Source organism: Aeromonas sp. Y311-2 (assembly GCF_027706025.1).
In the GTDB taxonomy this organism is placed as follows: Bacteria; Pseudomonadota; Gammaproteobacteria; order Enterobacterales; family Aeromonadaceae; genus Aeromonas; species Aeromonas veronii.
This window is the reverse complement of sequence record NZ_JAPDCL010000008.1, coordinates 1-18,918: the sequence shown is the minus strand read 5'-3', so window position 1 is coordinate 18,918 and position 18,918 is coordinate 1. Positions and strand designations below refer to the sequence as shown.

General features: G+C 60.8%; 15 protein-coding genes and 1 rRNA gene. 4 read left to right on the top strand and 12 right to left on the bottom strand.

Annotation, left to right across the window (positions count from 1 at the left end; all coding sequences use genetic code 11):
* Nucleotides 1–43: 43 nt before the first annotated feature.
* Both pyrE and rph read right to left on the bottom strand, forming a co-directional pair.
* Nucleotides 44–709 carry an orotate phosphoribosyltransferase gene (gene pyrE / locus OKC42_RS09490; protein ID WP_088870390.1) on the bottom strand — a complete coding sequence of 222 codons (666 nt, stop codon included), beginning with the start codon at nt 707–709 and terminating at the stop codon, nt 44–46.
* A 75-nt stretch (nt 710–784) separates the two neighbouring features.
* Nucleotides 785–1,501: a ribonuclease PH gene (rph, locus tag OKC42_RS09485; RefSeq protein ID WP_005339589.1), complete on the bottom strand. Its 717-nt coding sequence runs from the start codon at nt 1,499–1,501 to the stop codon at nt 785–787.
* Between the two features lie 147 nt (nt 1,502–1,648).
* On the opposite strand from rph, the gene OKC42_RS09480 reads away from it, so the two are divergent.
* Nucleotides 1,649–2,512 carry a YicC/YloC family endoribonuclease gene (locus OKC42_RS09480; RefSeq protein ID WP_270819551.1) on the top strand — a complete coding sequence of 288 codons (864 nt, stop codon included), beginning with the start codon at nt 1,649–1,651 and terminating at the stop codon, nt 2,510–2,512.
* A gap of 120 nt (nt 2,513–2,632) precedes the next feature.
* Here OKC42_RS09480 and OKC42_RS09475 read toward each other — a convergent pair whose 3' ends face one another.
* Entirely contained in the window at nt 2,633–3,538 is a 906-nt protein-coding gene (locus OKC42_RS09475) for a LysR substrate-binding domain-containing protein (protein ID WP_270819550.1), read from the bottom strand.
* A 120-nt stretch (nt 3,539–3,658) separates the two neighbouring features.
* Here OKC42_RS09475 and OKC42_RS09470 point away from each other — a divergent pair, with 120 nt between their 5' ends.
* Entirely contained in the window at nt 3,659–4,786 is a 1,128-nt protein-coding gene (locus tag OKC42_RS09470) for an S-(hydroxymethyl)glutathione dehydrogenase/class III alcohol dehydrogenase (RefSeq protein WP_107683174.1), read from the top strand.
* Between the two features lie 47 nt (nt 4,787–4,833).
* Nucleotides 4,834–5,670 (top strand): S-formylglutathione hydrolase, encoded by an 837-nt coding sequence (fghA, locus tag OKC42_RS09465; protein ID WP_270819547.1) that lies wholly within the window; start codon nt 4,834–4,836, stop codon nt 5,668–5,670.
* Nucleotides 5,671–5,720: 50 nt separating this feature from the next.
* On the opposite strand, the gene OKC42_RS09460 is transcribed toward fghA, so the two are convergent.
* Nucleotides 5,721–6,443: a head GIN domain-containing protein gene (locus tag OKC42_RS09460; protein WP_270819546.1), complete on the bottom strand. Its 723-nt coding sequence runs from the start codon at nt 6,441–6,443 to the stop codon at nt 5,721–5,723.
* Between the two features lie 363 nt (nt 6,444–6,806).
* On the opposite strand from OKC42_RS09460, the gene ovoA reads away from it, so the two are divergent.
* The gene (ovoA, locus tag OKC42_RS09455) at nt 6,807–8,957 is read left to right on the top strand and encodes a 5-histidylcysteine sulfoxide synthase (protein WP_270819545.1); all 2,151 of its coding nucleotides are present in this window, start codon (nt 6,807–6,809) and stop codon (nt 8,955–8,957) included.
* A 79-nt stretch (nt 8,958–9,036) separates the two neighbouring features.
* On the opposite strand, the gene OKC42_RS09450 is transcribed toward ovoA, so the two are convergent.
* The 8 genes from OKC42_RS09450 to rrf all read right to left on the bottom strand — a co-directional run.
* Nucleotides 9,037–9,987 (bottom strand): bile acid:sodium symporter family protein, encoded by a 951-nt coding sequence (locus OKC42_RS09450; protein ID WP_270819544.1) that lies wholly within the window; start codon nt 9,985–9,987, stop codon nt 9,037–9,039.
* Nucleotides 9,988–10,280: 293 nt separating this feature from the next.
* Nucleotides 10,281–11,726, bottom strand: coding sequence for an amino acid permease (locus OKC42_RS09445; RefSeq protein ID WP_270819542.1), 1,446 nt, complete (start codon nt 11,724–11,726; stop codon nt 10,281–10,283).
* Nucleotides 11,727–11,892: 166 nt separating this feature from the next.
* Complete coding sequence (locus OKC42_RS09440) at nt 11,893–12,231, bottom strand: tRNA-binding protein (protein ID WP_026080427.1); 339 nt, start codon at nt 12,229–12,231, stop codon at nt 11,893–11,895.
* A 76-nt stretch (nt 12,232–12,307) separates the two neighbouring features.
* Nucleotides 12,308–13,753 (bottom strand): amino acid permease, encoded by a 1,446-nt coding sequence (locus tag OKC42_RS09435; RefSeq protein WP_058056269.1) that lies wholly within the window; start codon nt 13,751–13,753, stop codon nt 12,308–12,310.
* Nucleotides 13,754–13,856: 103 nt separating this feature from the next.
* A complete protein-coding gene (locus OKC42_RS09430; protein ID WP_236271982.1) occupies nt 13,857–14,312 on the bottom strand; it encodes a beta-galactosidase subunit beta in 456 nt (151 codons plus the stop codon).
* A complete protein-coding gene (gene ebgA, locus OKC42_RS09425; protein WP_270819541.1) occupies nt 14,309–17,383 on the bottom strand; it encodes a beta-galactosidase subunit alpha in 3,075 nt (1,024 codons plus the stop codon). The genes OKC42_RS09430 and ebgA overlap by 4 nt, the downstream gene beginning before the upstream one ends.
* Before the next feature lie 321 nt (nt 17,384–17,704).
* Nucleotides 17,705–18,670, bottom strand: a complete 966-nt coding sequence (gene ebgR / locus OKC42_RS09420) for a transcriptional regulator EbgR (protein WP_005342046.1) — start codon at nt 18,668–18,670, stop codon at nt 17,705–17,707.
* 165 nt (nt 18,671–18,835) lie between these two features.
* Nucleotides 18,836–18,918: ribosomal RNA gene (rrf, locus tag OKC42_RS22725) — 5S ribosomal RNA — on the bottom strand; the annotation flags it as partial.

Sequence of the window (18,918 nt, the reverse complement as noted above, 5' to 3'; positions counted from 1 at the left end):
CAAAAGGGCGCCGCATTCAGCTATTGCGCGGTGTGAGCGGAGCTCAGATACCGTACTGGGCGCGGTAAGCCTTCATGGCAGCCAATTGCGCCGCCAGCTCCGGCTGCTCGGCCTGCTTCTCTTCCAGCTTTTCTTCCAAATAAGCGATCAAGTCGCTCATCTGAATGATGGCGATGATGTGGGCGCCGTAGTCACGCTCCACTTCCTGAATGGCGGAGAGTTCGCCCTTGCCCTTCTCCTGACGGTCCAGCGCGATCAGTACGCCAGCCAGCGAGGCGCCGTTGGCCTGGATCAGATCCATGGATTCGCGGATGGCGGTGCCAGCGGTGATGACGTCATCCACCAGCATGATGCGCCCCTTGAGCGGGCTGCCCACCAGATTGCCACCCTCGCCGTGATCCTTTGCCTCCTTGCGGTTGAAGCACCAGGGCACGTCCACATCGTGCTGCTCCACCAGCTGCACCGCGGTAGCGGAGGCGATGGGGATCCCCTTGTAGGCCGGGCCAAACAGCACATCAAACTCGATACCGGCATCCATCAGGGCGGCGGCATAGAAGCGGCCGAGACGGGCCAGATCGCGGCCGCTGTTGAACAGACCGGCGTTGAAGAAGTAGGGGCTTTTACGACCGGATTTCAGGGTAAATTCACCGAATTTGAGGACCTGTTTCTCCAGGGCGAACTCGATAAATTGACGCTGGTAGGCTTTCATTCTGGCTCCTTGCTTGGCTTGTCGTTGTCTTGTGTGGGGGTATAAAAAAACGCGGTCAATGCCGCGTTTTTAAAATTATGAAAGTGACTGCTTCTGCAACGCAATGATGTCGGCGATGCCGCCCTTGGCGAGCGCCAGCATCTCCAGCAGCTCCTCATGGGTGAAGGGCTCGGCTTCCGCGGTGCCCTGCACCTCGATGATGCGACCATCTTCGGTCATCACCACGTTCATGTCGGTCTCGGCGGCGGAGTCTTCGATGTACTCCAGATCGCAGATGGCTTCGCCCTGATACATGCCGACGGAGACGGCGGCGATCATCTGCTTGAGCGGGCTCTGCTTGATCATGCCCTTCTCGACCATCCAGTTCAGCGCATCCACCAGCGCCACACAGGCACCGGTAATGGAGGCGGTACGGGTGCCACCATCGGCCTGCAGCACATCACAGTCAACTGTGATGGAGTGCTCGCCCAGCGCAGTCAGGTCTACCGCGGCGCGCAGGGAGCGGGCGATCAGACGGGAGATCTCCAGAGTACGGCCACTCTGCTTGCCGGAGGCCGCTTCGCGGTTCATCCGGGAGTGGGTGGAGCGCGGCAGCATGCCGTATTCGGCAGTCACCCAGCCCTGATTCTTCCCTTTCAGGAAGCGCGGCACGCTGGTGTCGACGCTGGCTGTGCAGAGCACGCGAGTGTTACCGAACTCCACCAGCACTGAGCCTTCTGCATGTTTGGTGAAATTGCGGGTAATGGTAACCGGGCGAAGTTGCGCGGCACTGCGATCGCTTGGACGTGACATGGAACGGACCTCTGGGCTGGCTCAAATTGGCGGGGGATTATAAGTGATCCCGCCCCAAATATCAGCCGCTAAAACCACGGCATCGGCTGACGAGCAGGGCCGGGCTGAGTATACTGGCCGCACACTTCATCAAGCCCGGAACAATCAATGATTCACAGCATGACCGCCTACGCCCGCAAGGAATTCAAGGGCGACTGGGGCACAGCCGTTTGGGAAATTCGTTCGGTAAACCAGCGCTATCTGGAAACCTACATTCGCCTGCCGGAGCAACTGCGCAGCCTGGAGCCGGTTTTGCGTGAGCGTTTCCGCGCCAAACTGCAGCGCGGCAAGGTGGAGTGCAACCTGCGCTTCGAGGCCGCTCAGGCCGCAGCCAGCCAGCTCCATATCAATGAAGAGCTGGCCAAGCTCATCATCGACAGCGCCAGCTGGGTAATGAAAGAGGCGGGTCAGGGCCAGCTCAATCCGGTCGACGTACTGCGTTGGCCGGGCGTCATGGCTGCCGCCGAGCAGGACATGGATGCGGTCGCCACCGAGCTGCTCGGCGGTTTTGACCAGACCATGGAAGATTTTCTAACCTCCCGCGCCAGCGAAGGGGCCAACCTCAAGGCGCTGATCGAACAGCGTCTGGCCGGTATTCAAGTGGAAGTGAAGAAGGTGCGCGTCCACCTGCCGCAGATCATCGAGTGGCAGCGCCAGAAGCTCACCGACCGGCTGGCCGAAGCCAAGGTCGAGCTGGACCCGGCCCGCATCGAGCAGGAGATCGTCATGCTGGCCCAGAAGATCGACGTGGCCGAAGAGCTGGATCGTCTGGAGATGCACATCAGCGAGACCAACAAGATCATGAAGAAAGGTGGCGCCTGCGGTCGTCGTCTCGACTTCATGATGCAGGAGTTCAACCGCGAGTCGAACACCTTGGGCTCCAAGTCCATCAATGCCGAAGTAACCCAGTCCGCCGTCGAGCTGAAAGTCCTCATCGAGCAGATGCGCGAGCAGATCCAGAACATCGAATGATGGGTCGCTGACTATCCGGTTGTTACCTGCAAAAGAGCCCTTGATTCCTCAAGGGCTCTTTTATTTTCCGGCCATCGCACCTGTCGCCCACCACCGGTGAGTCAACGGGCGAGGAGCACCCTAGCCTATCGGCATCACCAGCGCCGGTTGGTGCGGGTCGCTCAGCCGCTCGGCCAGATAATCCACCAGCAGTCGCACCTTGGGGGAGAGGTGGCGGTTGTGGGGATAGAGGGCCCAGATCCCCTCCGCCGGCGCTCGCAGTTCCGGCAGCAGCTCGATCAGCTCCCCCCGGGCCAGATGGTCATTCACGTAGTAGTCCGGCAACTGGATGATGCCGATCCCCTTGAGCGCCGCATCCAGCAGGGCGTGGCCGCTGTTGCACTGCAACAGGCCGTGCACCCGCACGCTGTGGGGGCGGCCATCCAAGGTAAAGTGCCACTCGTCGCTGTTGCCCACCAGACAGGTGTGGCGGGTCAGCTCGGAGAGGCTGTTGGGCATGCCGTGGCGAGCGGTGTAAGCCGGTGAGGCGCAGACATAGGGCACCCGCTGCGCCAACTTGCGCGCCACCAGCGTCGAATCCTTGAGATGGCCGAGCCGCAGCGCCAGATCGTAGCCCTCGTGCACCAGATCCAGCAGCTGGTTGGTGAGGTTGAGGGTCACCTCCAGCTGGGGAAATCGCACCATGAAGTCGTTCACCAGCGGGGCGATGCGGCTCTCGCCGTAGGAGACGGGGGCAGTGATGCGCAGCGACCCTTGCGGCACCGCCTGATGGCGCCCTACCGCCAGTTCCGCCTCGTAGAGGTTGTCCAGCAGCTGACGGCAGTGGCGATAGTAGATCTCGCCAAGCTCGGTGAGCCGCACCTGACGTGTGGTGCGCAGCAGCAGCTTGGCCTGCAGCCGATCTTCCAGCTGTGCCACCTGACGGCTGACTTGCGCCACCGACACCCCCAGCTTGCGCGCCGCCGGAGTAAAGCCCCCCTGCTCCGCCACGCTAACAAATTCACAGATCCCTTCCCAGCCGAACATTATTACCTGTGTGTAAAAGTGATTTGAGATTTGCCCTCATTATCACCAAATCGACGGGAAACTACACTGAATGTCCGAACTCATCTCTGTTCACCCTGCTCAACAAGAAGGATGTCATTCATGGCACAGGTTCAAAGCATCAAGTGTAAGGCCGCCATCGCCTGGGGTCCGGGTCAGCCCCTCTCCATCGAAGAGGTGGAAGTCATGCCACCGCAAGCGGGCGAGGTGCGGGTGCGCATCGTCGCGACCGGCGTCTGCCACACCGATGCCTTCACCCTCTCCGGTGAGGATCCGGAAGGGGTCTTCCCCTGCATTCTCGGCCACGAGGGGGGCGGCATCGTCGAATCCATCGGCGAAGGGGTCACCAGCGTCAAAGTCGGCGATCACGTGATCCCGCTCTACACCCCCGAATGCGGCGAGTGCAAATTCTGCAAATCCGGCAAGACCAACCTCTGCCAGAAGATCCGCGCCACCCAGGGCAAGGGGCTGATGCCGGACGGTACCACCCGCTTCTCGAAAGATGGCCAGCCCATCTATCACTACATGGGCACCTCCACCTTCAGCGAATACACGGTGCTGCCGGAGATCTCCATTGCCAAGGTAGACCCGGCCGCCCCGCTGGAAGAGGTCTGCCTGCTCGGCTGCGGCGTCACCACCGGCATAGGCGCCGTGATGAACACCGCCAAGGTGAAAGAGGGTGAGAGCGTAGCCATCTTCGGACTGGGTGGCATCGGCCTCTCGGCGGTGATCGGTGCCCGTCTGGCCAAGGCCGGTCGCATCATCGCCATCGACATCAACGAGAGCAAATTCGAACTGGCCCGCAAGCTGGGCGCCACCGACTGCATCAACCCGAACGACTACGACAAACCGATTCAGGAGGTGATCGTCGAGCTGACCGACGGCGGCGTCGACTTCTCCTTCGAGTGCATCGGCAACGTCAAGGTGATGCGTGCGGCGCTGGAGTGCTGCCACAAGGGTTGGGGCGAGTCGGTCATCATCGGCGTGGCCGGAGCGGGTCAGGAGATCAGCACCCGTCCGTTCCAGCTGGTCACCGGTCGGGTCTGGCGCGGCAGCGCCTTCGGTGGGGTACGCGGTCGCAGCGAGCTGCCGAGCTATGTGCAGCGCTACATGCAGGGGGAGTTCCGCCTCGATGACTTCATCACCCACACCATGCCGCTTGAGCAGATCAACGAGGCATTCGATCTGATGCACCAAGGCAAAAGCATCCGCACCGTCATCCACTACTGAGCATGATCACCCCCCCGCCATCGTGGGCGGGGTGCAGGAGTCCTTCGATGAATCTGGAGATTATCAGCAGCAACAAGAGCTTCGGCGGCTGGCACAAGCGCTATCGCCACCACGCCAGCGTGCTCGGCTGCGAGATGAGTTTTGCCATCTATCTGCCGCCTCAGGCCCTCACCGGCCAGAAGGTGCCCGTGCTCTACTGGCTCAGCGGCCTCACCTGCACCGATGAGAACTTCATGCAGAAGGCGGGTGCCCAGCGCATTGCCGCCGAGCTCGGCATCGCCATGGTGGCGCCGGACACCAGCCCCCGCGGCGACGGCGTGGCCGACGATCCCGGTTATGACCTCGGCATGGGCGCAGGCTTTTACGTCAATGCCAGCCAGAGCCCCTGGCAGGCTCACTACCAGATGTATGACTACGTCACCCGCGAGCTGCCTGACTTGATAGAGACCCACTTCCCGGTCTCGACCCGCCGCGCCATCAGTGGCCACTCCATGGGCGGTCACGGTGCGCTGATCGCCGCGTTGCGAGAGCCGGGTCGCTACCGCTCGGTCTCGGCGTTCAGCCCGATCTGCCACCCGAGCCGCTGCCCCTGGGGCCAGAAGGCGCTCGGCGCCTACCTCGGCAGCAATCCGCTGTTGTGGCAGGAGTGGGATGCCTGCCAGCTGCTGCGCCACCAGCCGGTCACACCGCTACCAACCTTGGTGGATGTGGGGCTGGATGATCCCTTCCTCGCCGAGCAGCTGCATATCGATGCGCTGGCCGAAGTGGCCGCCAGCAAGGGGTGGCCGCTGGAGCTCAACCGCCACGAGGGCTATGACCACAGCTACTACTTCGTGGCGAGCTTTATCGAGGCGCACCTGCGCTTTCACGCCCGCCACCTCTGATCAAAACAGGCCCGTTGCGGGCCTGTTTCAGCTGTGGTGATCGGTTGATATCAACTGCCCGCTCGGGTCACGCCGCCGGAGCCTGCGATCTGCTGCTCCACCTTGGGATCGCCCCAATAAGCGATGTTGCCTGAGCCGGCGATGCCGACTTTCAGCGTCTCCTGCGCCCGTACCGCCACATCACCGCTGCCGGCGATATTGACCTCTACCTCCTTGCCGCGCATCTCGCTCCCGAGCACATCGCCAGATCCGGCAATGTTCAGCTCGATGGCCTGTGCCGAACCGCTGCCCAGCTCCAGACTGCCGGTGCCAGCGATATTCCCTTCCAGCCGTTTCAGCTCAAGCTGACTGGCGACGATGTCACCGGTACCGGCCACCGACAGCACCAGCTCATCGCCCTTGAAGCCGCTCAGATCGCCGTTGCCGGTCCCGGCCAATGCCAGTTCGTTCAACACCGGCAAGGTGATGGTCAGCTCCAGCGGCTCGGTAGGATCGAGCCGGTAACCCTCCTTCACCTCGATCTCCAGCTTGTCGCCGCTCTCGGTCAGCACCAGATAGGGCAGCAGGTTCTCCTGCCCCTTGATCAGGATACCGCGCGGCTCCCCCGCTACCAGATGGAGGGTGGCAGGCACCCCCGCCAGCACCCGGGTCACCCCGTCACCAAGCACCTGCTGGCGCTCGACCACAGCCCCCGTTCCGGTCACTCTGGTCTGATCCAGCCAGTGACAACCACTGAGCCCCGCCATCAACATGACAACCATCATCCATTTCATCACTACTCTCCTCCTTATGTGTTGGCCATCCAGGGCCAATTGGTTTTCATGCTCTGCAAAGCGTGAGCCAAAAATTAACATGATGATTCAAAAGGAAATAACCATTTACACCAGAACAGACAGAAGAATTTAGAGAGTCATTTAGACCATATTTTGGTGAAAATAACCATTCTCGAACGGATATGATTGTGGCTGATTGGCGGGTCACCCTGCCGGTCACTATGCTGACAGCCCGTGGAAGTTTTTAATTGCCCTGCCGGTCTGTTGAGCCAATAGTGGTACTTCGTGCGTACCAAGCTCTCCATTGCGGTAATGTCATTACCACTGTCTTGTCAGTCTTCACTGCCAACAAGGAGTCAGAGCGTGACCCAAGCAAGCCCTCTCTATGCCACCACCACCGGTCTGCCGGAACCGACTCGCACCCCGCAGCTGATCGGCAGCGATCCCGAGCAGAAACGGCGCGAGCTGCTCACCTACTTTTGCCAGACCTTCGATCTCTACGATTCGCTGTTCGACTGTCTGGCCGATGAGCGGGCCTGGTTCAACAAGGCGATCCCGCTGCGCCATCCGCTCATCTTCTACTACGGCCACACCGCCGCCTTCTTTATCAACAAGCTGCTGGCGGCACGCCTGATCGATCAGCGGCTGGATGCCCGCATTGAGGCCATGGTCGCCATCGGGGTGGACGAGATGAGCTGGGACGATCTGGACGAGACCCACTACGACTGGCCCAAGGTCAGCGAGCTGCGCAGCTATCGAGCCAAAGTTCGTACGCTGGTGTGCGACTTCATCCGCCAGATGCCGCTCACCCTGCCCATCGACTGGCAGAGCCCGGCCTGGGTGATCCTGATGGGGATAGAGCACGAGCGTATCCACCTAGAGACCTCCAGCGTGCTGATCCGCCAGCTGCCGCTCGCCTGGGTGCGACCGCAGCCTTATTGGCCCGCCTGCACTGAAGCCCGCCACCGCATTGATCAGGTGCCCGCCAACAACCTGCTGCCGGTGGCTGGCGGCAAGGTGCGCCTTGGCAAGCGGGACGCCACCTACGGCTGGGACAACGAATATGGCGAGCGCCATATCGAGCTGGCCCCGTTTCAGGCCAGCCGCATGCTGGTGAGCAATGCCGAATACCTCGCCTTCGTACAGGCGGGCGGCTACAGCCAGCAACAGTGGTGGGATGAGGAGGGATGGGGCTGGTGCCAGTACGCCAGGGCGCAGATGCCCACTTTCTGGGTGGGTGACCCTGCCAAACCCGAACAACTGCAGCTGCGGCTGATGACCGAGCAGGTCGCCATGCCCTGGGACTGGCCGGTCGAGGTAAACCAGCTGGAGGCGGCCGCCTTCTGCCGCTGGAAGGCGGCCCTGACCGGACTCCCCATCCAGCTGCCGAGCGAGGCGGAATGGATGCTGCTGCGCGAGCAGCTACCCGGCGATCAGCCGGACTGGACACAGGCCCCCGGCAATATCAATCTGGCCCGTTTCGCCTCCTCCTGTCCGGTGGATGCCTGCCCGCAAGGGGAGTTCTTCGATCTGGTGGGCAATGTCTGGCAGTGGACCAGCACCGCCATCGATGGCTTCGACGGCTTTAAAATCCACCCGCTCTACGACGACTTCTCCACCCCCACCTTTGATGGCAAGCACACCCTGATCAAGGGTGGCAGCTGGATCAGCACGGGCAACGAAGCGCTCAAATCATCCCGTTACGCCTTCCGGCGTCACTTCTTCCAGCATGCGGGTTTCCGCTATCTGGTCTCCCGTTATCAGGAACCCGTTATCGTGAATCCCTATGAAACCGACACGCTCGTCGCTCAGTACCTCGACTTCCAGTACGGCCCGAGCCACTTCGGGGTAGCCAACTACGCCAAGACGCTTGCTGATCTTGCTGGCGAGCTCTGCAGCAACCACCAGCGGGCGCTGGATATCGGCTGTGCCACCGGCCGCGCCAGCTTCGAACTGGCTCGCCACTTCCAGCATGTGGACGGGGTGGACTACTCGGCCCGCTTCATCGATGTGGCGCTGGCCCTCGCCAGCCAGGACAGCTTCCGCTACGCCATTCCGCTGGAGGGTGAACTGGTGGAGTATTGCGAGGCACGCCTGTCGAGCCACGGATTGGGGGCAAGTCAGGCTGAGCGCATCCACTTCAGTCAGGGGGATGCCTGCAACCTCAAGCCCAAATATGACCACTACGATCTGGTGCTCGCCTCCAACCTCATCGACCGGCTGCGGGAGCCCGCCCGCTTCCTGCGTGACATAGCTCCCCGACTGCGCAGCGGTGGCCTGCTGGTGCTCACCAGCCCCTATACCTGGCTGGCGGAATATACCCCGCCCGCCAACTGGCTCGGCGGCATTCGCGAAAACGGCGAGGCGCTCACCACCTATCAGGCGCTGCAACGGCTGCTGGCGGCGGAGTTCGAGGAGCACTGCCCGCCCCGGGATGTGCCTTTCGTCATCCGCGAGACCGCCCGCAAATACCAGCACACGGTGGCGCAGCTGACCGTCTGGCGCAAACGCTAGCACGCCGGTCAGCATGCAGATGAAAAGAGGGAGGCCAACGGGCCTCCCTCTTGTTATGGCAATAAAAACGGCGCGAGTATCAATGCCCCTGCTCATGATAGCGGCGGGCCAGCACGGCGCAGACCATCAGCTGGATCTGGTGGAAGATCATCAGCGGCAGCACCATCACCCCGACGCTGGCGGCCGGGAACATGACGTTGGCCATCGGCACCCCGTTGGCCAGACTCTTCTTGGAGCCGCAGAAGACGATGGTGATCTCGTCCGCCTTGTCGAAGCCGAGGCGACGGCTGATCCAGACGTTCCAGCAGAGTACCAGCGCCAGCAATACGCAGCTCAGCAGCACGATACTGGCCAGATCGTACCAGCCTACTTGGTGCCAAATCCCCTGTACCACCGCCTCGCTGAAGGCCACATAGACCACCAGCAGGATGGAGCTCTGATCCAGCTTGCCGATGAGCGGCCGATGGCTGTCGACCCAGCGGCCAATGAGCGGGCGCGACAGGTGGCCCACCACGAACGGCAGCATCAGCTGCATCATGATGGACTGGATGGAGTGCCAGGTGTCGACCCCCTCCCCTTGCACGTGGATCATCATCCCCACCAGCACCGGCGAGAGGAAGATGCCGAGGATGCTGGAGGCCGAGGCGCTGCACACTGCCGCCGACACATTGCCCCCCGCCATCGAGGTAAAGGCGATGGCCGACTGCACGGTGGCAGGCAGGGCGCAGAGATAGAGGAAGCCGAGGTAGATGGCCGGGCTCAGCCAGCCCGGTACCAGCGGGGTGAGCAGCAGCCCGAGCAGCGGAAACAGCACGAAAGTGCTGAGCATCACCACCAGATGAAGCCGCCAGTGACCGAGGCCCGCCAGCAGGTTCTGGCGCGACAACTTGGCGCCATGCATGAAGAACAGGAGCGCCACCGCCAGCTTGGTCAGCAGACCGAACCAGACGGCCACCTGCCCCTCGCAGGGAAAGAGGGAGGCCAGGGTGACCACCGCAATCAGCACAACAGTAAAGGGATCCAGACGCACGAAAGGTCTCCATCAGAAGGGCATCCTGCTGCCGTGACGGCAGTCAGGATTGGGGAGGACAAGAAACAGAGCGGGAGATGTCTGGCACCTCCCGCTAAAACGAACCTCCAGCTTACCCCGATAACGGAGAGGCGCAACGTTGTGCAGCGGTTAATTGTTCATCAATGCTTAACGCCTTTGCTTTATTGAATAGCGGAAGTTGCTGACCCACGGCCAGATAGCGCCAAACCGGCGCGAAATGGATAAAAAAACGGGCGACCAAGGCCGCCCGTCACGCTTTTTCATCCAGCCGATCAGCGCTGGCTGGCCAGCTTGCCGTTGCCGATCTTCTTGTCATTGCCGGCGAGCTTGCGGGCCTGCCGCTTCTCGAAACGGGAGATCCACCAGTAGGCCAGCGCCGAGAATACCGCGGTCATAAAGACGTTGATGAAGAAGGCGCGCACCAGATCCACCCCGGCCGGGAAGGCGGAGGCGCTCATGCTCACCACGAAGATGGCGATCAGCACCGACACCACGCCCATCCCGAAGGTGCGCGACCCCATGCGGAAATCGCGAGGGGTGTCGTCATGTTTCCAGCGGAACACGAAGTAGGCCACCATGATGAAGATCGGCGGCAACATGGCGGTGCCGGCAGTGAGGTTGATGGCGGTGTTCATCATCTGCTGCACCGACTCGGAGCCGAAGCCGTTGACCACCAGCATCGCGAACACGAAGACAAACTGCCACCAGGCGGCGCGTACCGGCACGCCGTGCTCGTTGAGCTGGGTGGTCTTCTCGCCGTAAACCCCCTGCGGGATCTCGGAGAAGTGGATCTTCACCGGCGCCGAGGTCCACATCATCATGGAGCCGAACATGGCGATAAACAGCACCACGCCGACGAAGCGGCCCACCAGCGCCTCGGAAAGCCCGAAGTACTGAGCCATGCCGGTGAAGATCTCCACCATGCCGCCGGCATAGGTGAGGCTCTCGCGCGGCACGAACACGTTCACCAGCAGGGAACCGACCGCATACATGGCGCCGATGACGATGCCGGCGCTGATGATCACCTTGATGAAGGACTTCTGGCCACCCTTCACATCATTGAGGTAGGCCGCTGCGGTCTCGGCACCACCCGCCGCCTGGAAGATCCAGCACATGATGCCGAGGGTCGCCCAGTTGACGGTGGGAGTCATCGCCTCCAGGGTGATGGGCTGGGCCGGCACATGATCGCCACTCAAAGCCATCAGGGCGCCCAGCACATAGATGGCGAACAGGGCAAACACACCGTAGGCCACTATTTCGGCAATCTTGCCAAGCCAGCTCGCCCCCTTGGTGGAGATATGGGTCGCCGCCGCAAACAGCACGATGGAGATGATCGAAGTGACCATGGGCGAGAAGCTGTACTCATAGCCCAGCATGGCGTAGGAGGCGTAGGCGATGACGTTGGGTAGCAGAGAGACGAACCAGAACAGGTTCACGAACCAGTAGAGAAACGAACCCAGATAGGCCATCCGGGTACCGAGCGGCTTTTTCAGCCAGTCGTACATCCCCGACTCGGAGTTTTTATTGGCCGAGACGAACTCGGCGATGATGAAGACGAACGGGATGAAGTAGACGATGGTCGCCAGCAGGAAGATAGGGGCTGAGCTGAGCCCCAGTTCGATGTTGTTGTTGACGATGTTACGCACGTTGAACACGGCGGCAAAGGTCATCGACAACAAGGCAAACTTGCCTATGGTGCCGCGTACGGATTCAGACATGGTGTCCTCCAGTGGACTTGCGCTCCCTGCGGGTAACGCTGTGACTCTGTGATGTGTTCGGCAAGGGTCTGTCGGCCCCGCGCTTTACTCTCTTGTTATGATCGGGCCGCGTGTACGACCTCGTTGCTGAACCGGTACCGTCTCCCGCACCGGCTCGCAATACCATTCAGACGATCGGGGTGCCCGGCGCCATCGGCACCCGCGGTTGCAACAGCACGCTCTGGCTCTCGTCCGGGGTCTCGGCGCACAGCAACATGCACTCGGATCGCTCGCCGCGCATCCTGGTGGGCTTGAGGTTGGTCAGTACCACCACCTCGCTGCCCATCAGCTCCTCTTCGCTGTAGTAGGGCACCAGACTGGTGACGGTCTGCAGCGGCCGCTCGCCACCCACGTCGATCTGGACGATGTAGAGTTTGTCGGCCCCGGGGTGACGCACCACCTCCAGCACCTTGCCCACCTTCATCTCGACCCGTTTGAATTCGGCAAACTCGATCGTCTCGCTCATTCTCTTTTCCTTTTCTGGTTCAACGGTTTGCGGGTGGCCAACGGCCACCCGGTTTGATTGGGATTCAATTCAGTGCCTATGGAGTCTGCATGGCAACCTGCGCCGTCGGCTGGGCCTCTTTGGCACGCGCTTCGGCACTGAGGGAGGCCTCGTATCTGTTGTATTTCCACCAGGCGAAGCCAAGGAAGATCACGATCCCGCCGACGTTGTAGAAGATGATGGTCATGATGTCGGCGCCGGTCGGGAAGGTGGAGGCGAGGAAGCCCACCGAGAAGATGGCGATCAGCACCGAGACCACGGCGATGCCGGTGGTGCGCGAACCCATCCTGAAATCCCGCGGCAGGTGGTCGAGCTTCAGGCGCAGATTGAGGTAGGCCAGCATGATGAACAGCGGCGGCAGCATGGAGGCGGCAGCGGTCATGTTGATGACGGTGTTCATCAGATCCTGCGCGGTGTTGGAGCCCAGAGTCGGGATCACCATCAGCGGCAGCACGATGAGGTACTGGATCCAGGCTGCACGGGCAGGCACGCCGTTCTCGTTCAGCTCGACCGTCTTCTTGCCGAAGATGCCGGCCGGGATTTCGGAGAAGAAGATCTTCACCGGGGTCGCCGTCCACATCAGCAGGGAGCCGAACATGGCGGTGAAGGAGACCAGCCCGACAAAGCGGTTCATCAGGATCTCCGGCAGGCCGAAGTAGGCTGCCAGCCCTTCAAACACCTGCACCGAGCCGCCGGTATATTTCAGGGTGCCGCTCGGCACGAACACGTTGATCAGCAGGGAGGCGATGGAGTAGAGCACGCCGATAAAGATCCCGGCGATGATGATCACCTTCACGAAAGACTTGGAGCCCCCTTTCACGTCATTGACGTAGACCGCCACCGACTCGGCGCCACCGGCTGCCATAAAGATCCAGGTGGTAATGCCGAGGAAGGCCCAGCTGAAATCGGGGACCATGGCCTCTACCGTGATGGGGTCAGCCGGCTGCACGCCGCCCACAAGTGCCGCACCTGCCAGCAGGATGTAGGAGAGGGTCAGCAGCAGCATCAGGGACGAGGTCACCGAGGTGATGGGGCCAAGCATCTTGGCGCCGTTGGTGGAGACATAGGTGGCAAAGGCAAACAGCACCATGCTCAATGCCGTGGTCGCCACCGGAGTGAGAATGTACTCGTAGCCGAGGAAGGCATAGGAGGCGTAGGCGATGACCCGCGGCAGCAGCGAGGTGAAGAAGAAGAGGTTCACGAACCAGTAGGTGTAGGCGGAGATAAAGGCCCAGCGACCGCCGAGGGAGCTCTTCACCCAGGCATAGACGCCCGCTTCGGAGTTCTTATTCAGTGACACAAATTCCGCAATGATCAGGCAAAACGGAATGAAGTAAAAAATGGTGGCCAGAAAGAACATCGGTGCCGAGGCCAGACCGATCTCGATGTTGTTGTTGATGACGTTGTTGAAGCTGAATACCGCCGCGAAGGTGAGCGACAGCAGACCAAACTTGCCTATTGTATTGCGTTTGGAATCAGACATGGGGCATCTCCAGACCTGTAGTTATCTCAGCGAAAGAACGGGGCATTAGTTGTAGGGTGAGCCCCGCCCTTCCGGCTTTTGTCAGTGCAGAACCGGCGGCTTGTTATTTGTTTTTGAAGTAGCCGCCTTCGACGGTGACCTTGATGATCAGCTTGCGCACCGGGCTGTCGCCGACGAACCGGTAAGCCTCGTCGTTCTCGAAGATCACCACCTGACCGTTGCCGACTTTCTGGCGCTCGCGCACCTCGCCGGCCAGCCACTCGCGGTCGGTGGTGTCGTCATAAACCTGCTCGACCTGCAACTCCGACTTGGCAGCCCACTCCACCGTCTCTTCCCCTTCCAGGTAGTAGTGAACGTCGAAGTAGCGGCGCTGCCCCTCGAACAGGGAGGTGGCCGGGCTGGCCCCCTCCTGCAAGCGATAGGTGAGGGAGTCACCGATGGAGTGGCAGATCCCGGGCTTGAGGTTGGCCAGGTTGTTGATGGCCTCCACGCAGCGGCCCCACTTCTTGCCCTCCCGGTAGATGTTTTTGAACAGGGTCAGGTTGTCCAGGGTGATCATGCGAGGTTCCTCCCGCCGTTGATGGTGAGATCGAGCCCGGCCAGCGCAGCCGGATTGAGGTTGCCGCGAGCGATGGGCAGCAGGGTCAGGCCGAAGCTGAACGGCTCGAAGCGCACCCGCCAGGAGTCCAGCACCTCGGAGCCCCAGGAGTTGGAACCCAGCCCCAGCACCTTGTGATCCAGATTGAGGGTGAGATAACCGCTCGGCTCCAGCTCGTTGATGTGCTGCGCCGCGTGGATATGCTCCCAGCTGTAGGGCCAGACGCTCAGGTTGATGGGGGCATCGGGCCGCACGTAGAGGCCGGCGCCGTGGCGGTTGGTCAGGGTCGCCCAGCGCACCTGCTGGCGGTTGCCGTTGTCCTGCGGGAAGGGGTAGTGCTCCCACATCTCGCCGACTGTGCTCTGGAAGCTGTCGATCCAGTTGCTCTGGCGGCTGTCCTGATAGTTTTCGCCCGGCCCCATGCCGTAGTAGTGCACCCGGTCGAGATCCTGACGAATACCCAGCTCGAAGCCGATCTTGGGGATGATGTCGTCATAACCGCCGTAGGGCTGACCGGAGAGTGCCACGTGCAGCTGACCGTTCGGGCTCAGGGTGTAGACGTAGCGGCAGCGCATGCCGAAGTCGAACACCGGCGGCGCGATCAGGCTCTCGACCGTCACCTCGACCGCCTCACCCAGCTGGCGCCAGCTCAGAGTGCGGAAGTGCTCCTGCATGATCTGCAGGTGGTTCGGGTGCCACAGGCTCTCGTACTCCTGCTTGTGGTTGTCGATCATCGGCTTGAAGAAGGTGAGACGCGGCGCCCGCTCGATAAGCTCATTGCCATCCTGCTGCCAGCTCACCAGCTTGCCGTCGAGCCGTGAGAAACGCAGAGCAAAGCCGCTGCCACTCAGGGTCAGCGCGAGCCGCTCGTCGGCAATCTGCAGCGCAGTAGCGTTGGGATTGGCAAAGGGCTGCAACTGGCGAGTCGACTCTTTCAGCCGGAACTGGTACTGGCCCAACTCGTGCTCCGCCGCGCTGTAGCGGGTGGCAGTGGCCTTGATGACCCGCAGCTGGACGAAGGTTTCCCGCCCATCAAGCATGGGCAGTTCGAGTTGCAACTCGGTGGTGGCACCGGGAGCTACCCCTTCCAGCCGGATCTGCTGGCTGGCCAGCAGCTCGCCCTCTGCCTTCACCTCGACCAGCAGGCGGATGTCGTCGAGAGTGGAGAACCAGTAGCGGTTTTCGACCGCCAGCTTGCCGCTCGCCAGATCCAGCGCGCGCACCTTGACCGGGCAGATCACCTGTTTGTATTCGCGCAGGCCCGGCCCCGGGGTCTGATCCGGGTAGATGAGGCCATCCATGCAGAAGTTGTAGTTGTTGGGGTAGTCGCCGTAGTCGCCGCCGTACTTGTAGACCGGGCGGCCCTGCTCGTCCTGATCCAGAATGCCGTGATCGCACCACTCCCAGATGTAATGGCCCTGAATGTGGGGATGGCGGTCGAACACCTGCTGGTATTCGCTAAGGCCACCCGGACCGTTGCCCATGGCGTGGGCGTATTCACAGATAATGCGCGGCTTCTCCATCGGGAACTCGCCGAAGCAGTTCATCTGGGAGACGCGGGAATACATGGTACTGACCACATCCACCACCTCGGCATCGCGATCCTCTTCGTAGTGCACCAGCCGGGTCGGGTCGATCGCCTTGCAGCGCTGGTACATGGCTCTGATGTTGCAGCCGTAGCCGGACTCGTTGCCGAGCGACCAGATGATGATGGAGGGGTGGTTCTTCTGGGCGTGCACGTGGCGCTCGATGCGATCCACGAACACCGGCTCCCAGAAGGGGTCGTCGGTGATGCGGCTGAGATCGCCGACGTTGGCAAAACCGTGGGTCTCCACGTCGGTCTCCGCCATCACAAACAGACCGTACTGGTCGCACAGCTCGTAGAAGCGCGGGTCGTTCGGGTAGTGGGCGGTGCGTACCGAGTTGAGGTTGTGCTGCTTCATCAGCACGATATCGCGTTCAACACGATCCATGCCGACCGCGCGGCTCTTGAGGTGGTCGTTGTCGTGGCGGTTCACCCCGTGCAGCTTGAGGTAGTGACCATTGACGTAGAAGAGGCCATCCTTGACCTTGATTTCACGCACCCCGACCCGCTGCGGGATCACCTCCAGCAGCTCGCCCTGACCGTTGTAGAGGGAGAGTTGCAGCTGATAGAGGTAAGGATCTTCGGCGCTCCACAGATGGGGGTTGGCCAGATCCAGCGTGAAGCGGCAATCACAGTTGCCGTCGATGGCGAGATGGTCGAGGGAGCCGCTGGCGAGCTCGTTGCCCTGATCCAGCAACGACCAGACCAGACGGTGATCACGGGCAGTCGCACCCAGGTTCTCCAGCTGGATATCGCAGCTCAGGGTGGCGCTTTGATTGTCATCGGCCAGCGCGGTGCGGATGAAGAAGTCCTGCACATGGGTGGCCGGTTTGCCCACCAGATAGACGTCGCGGAAGATCCCCGCCATCCACCACATGTCCTGATCTTCGATATAGGTGGAGTCAGCCCACTGCATCACCCGCACCGACAGCAGGTTATCGCCAACCTTGGCGTAGGCGCTGATATCGAACTCGGCGGTGAGGCGACTGCCCTTGCTGAAGCCGACGTAGTGGCCGTTCACATAGACCTCGAAGTAGGTCTCCACCCCGTCAAACTTGATGATCACCTGCTCGCCGTCCCAGGCCGGGCTCAGCGTGAAGCTGCGCTGATAGGCACCGGTGGGGTTGTTGGTCGGCACGAAGGGGACGTCGATGGGGAAGGGAAAACCTTCGTCGGTGTACTGCAGCTGACCATGTCCTTCCATCTGCCACATGTTGGGCACGGTGATCTGGCCCCACTCGCTCATGGGGCTGTGATAGAAGGCCTCCGGCACCTGCAGGGGGTGGTCGAAATAGTGGAACTGCCACTGGCCGCCAAGGCTCAGAAAACGGCGGCTCAGCTCGCGCTGCATGGTGGCCGCCAGCGCGTGGTCGGCATAAGAGAAGAAGTAGGCACGCGGAGCCAGCCTGTTTTCACCAACGAATTGGACGTTTTCCCAGTTATTCACATGTCCTCCCGGAACAAGGCAACGTTAACTGGGTAAACTCTAGATAAACATTTACTAAATATCAGCTTTAGATAGGTAAAGTTTTAACCTGATCACAATGAACAGATGGTTTTGTGAGCGAGATCAGAAGCGGGAGATAAAGGAGGGCAAGATATGGATGAGTGGCATGGATGTTGATAAGAGTTGGCTGATTAGCAATAAAATCAACTATAAAACAATATGATATGAAGTTACTGGATGATATGGGAAAGAGGTTTGCTTGGGAGATGTGTCGCACCACCGCAAGATGGCGCGACTAAAAAGCAGAATGTTTTACTAAAATCAGCGAGTGGTGCCACGCAGGGTCAACTTGCTCGGCACCAGCACCCGAAGTGGAATATCACGCTCGTCACGCAGCCGTTCGACCAACAGATTGACCCCCTGGGAGCCCATCAACTCGGAGTGGATCCGCACTGTAGAGAGCGGCGGGAAGGTGAACTTGGCGGTTGGAATATCGTTGACGCTGATAAGCTCAATTTGCTGGGGAATCGCCAGTCCCTTCTCATGAATGGCACGCAGCACGCCGATGGCGATGGAGTCGGAGGCAACGAACAGCGCCTTGGGCCAATCCCCTGCCAGCATCTCCTTCGCCAACTGGTAGCCGGAAGCGCTGGAGAAATCGCCACGATAGAGGTCGCTCTCCTGCACCACCCCCAGCCGCTGGCCATAATCCCGGAAGGCCAGTTCGCGCAGATCCGGATTCTCATCCTGGCCACCGATATAACCGATACGCTGGTGCCCCTGCGCGATGAAGTAATCGACTACCTGCTGGCTGATCAGGGCGAGATCCACATCGACCGAGTCGAACTCTCCCTGTGAACGGCAGTCGACAAACACCAACTGGCTGGAACAAGCCCTTAGCTGGACGAGACGCTCGGCGGTGAGGGTACCGACCACCAGAATGCCATCCACGGCGCTCAGTTCGCGCCCTTCACCGCAGTTGTAGAGATGGGTCAGTTCGATATTGAGGCGGGCACTCTGGGTCTCGATGCCATAACGGATAGCGAGATAGTAAGGGTCGTTGACCTCGGTACTCTGGGGATAGGCATAGACCACCAGAAAGTGCAGCTTGCTCTTGTGTACCCCCTTGCGGGCGCTGCTGGTCTTGTACTCCAGCCGTTCGGCAATCTCGAAGATCCGCTGCTTGGTCTCTTCCTTGACGCTCAGGCTGGGATCCTCGTTCAGTACCCGGGATACCGTGGCGAGAGAAACCCCCGCTTCCTGTGCAATTTCCTTCAACGTAGCCATCAATACCTCGCTGGCAGCATCACGTGTTAATCGGCAACGGCTAAAGAGTAACGGGCAATCCCTTGATAGCCCAGCACTTTTACTAAAATGCCGGCGGCAGGGCAGTTTTTTGAATTGCAGAAATGCAAAAAGGCCTCCCGAATGGGAGGCCTCTTCTAAATAGGTGCCTGACAGTGTCCTACTCTCGCATGGCGAATGCCACACTACCATCGGCGCTACCGCGTTTCACTTCTGAGTTCGGCATGGGA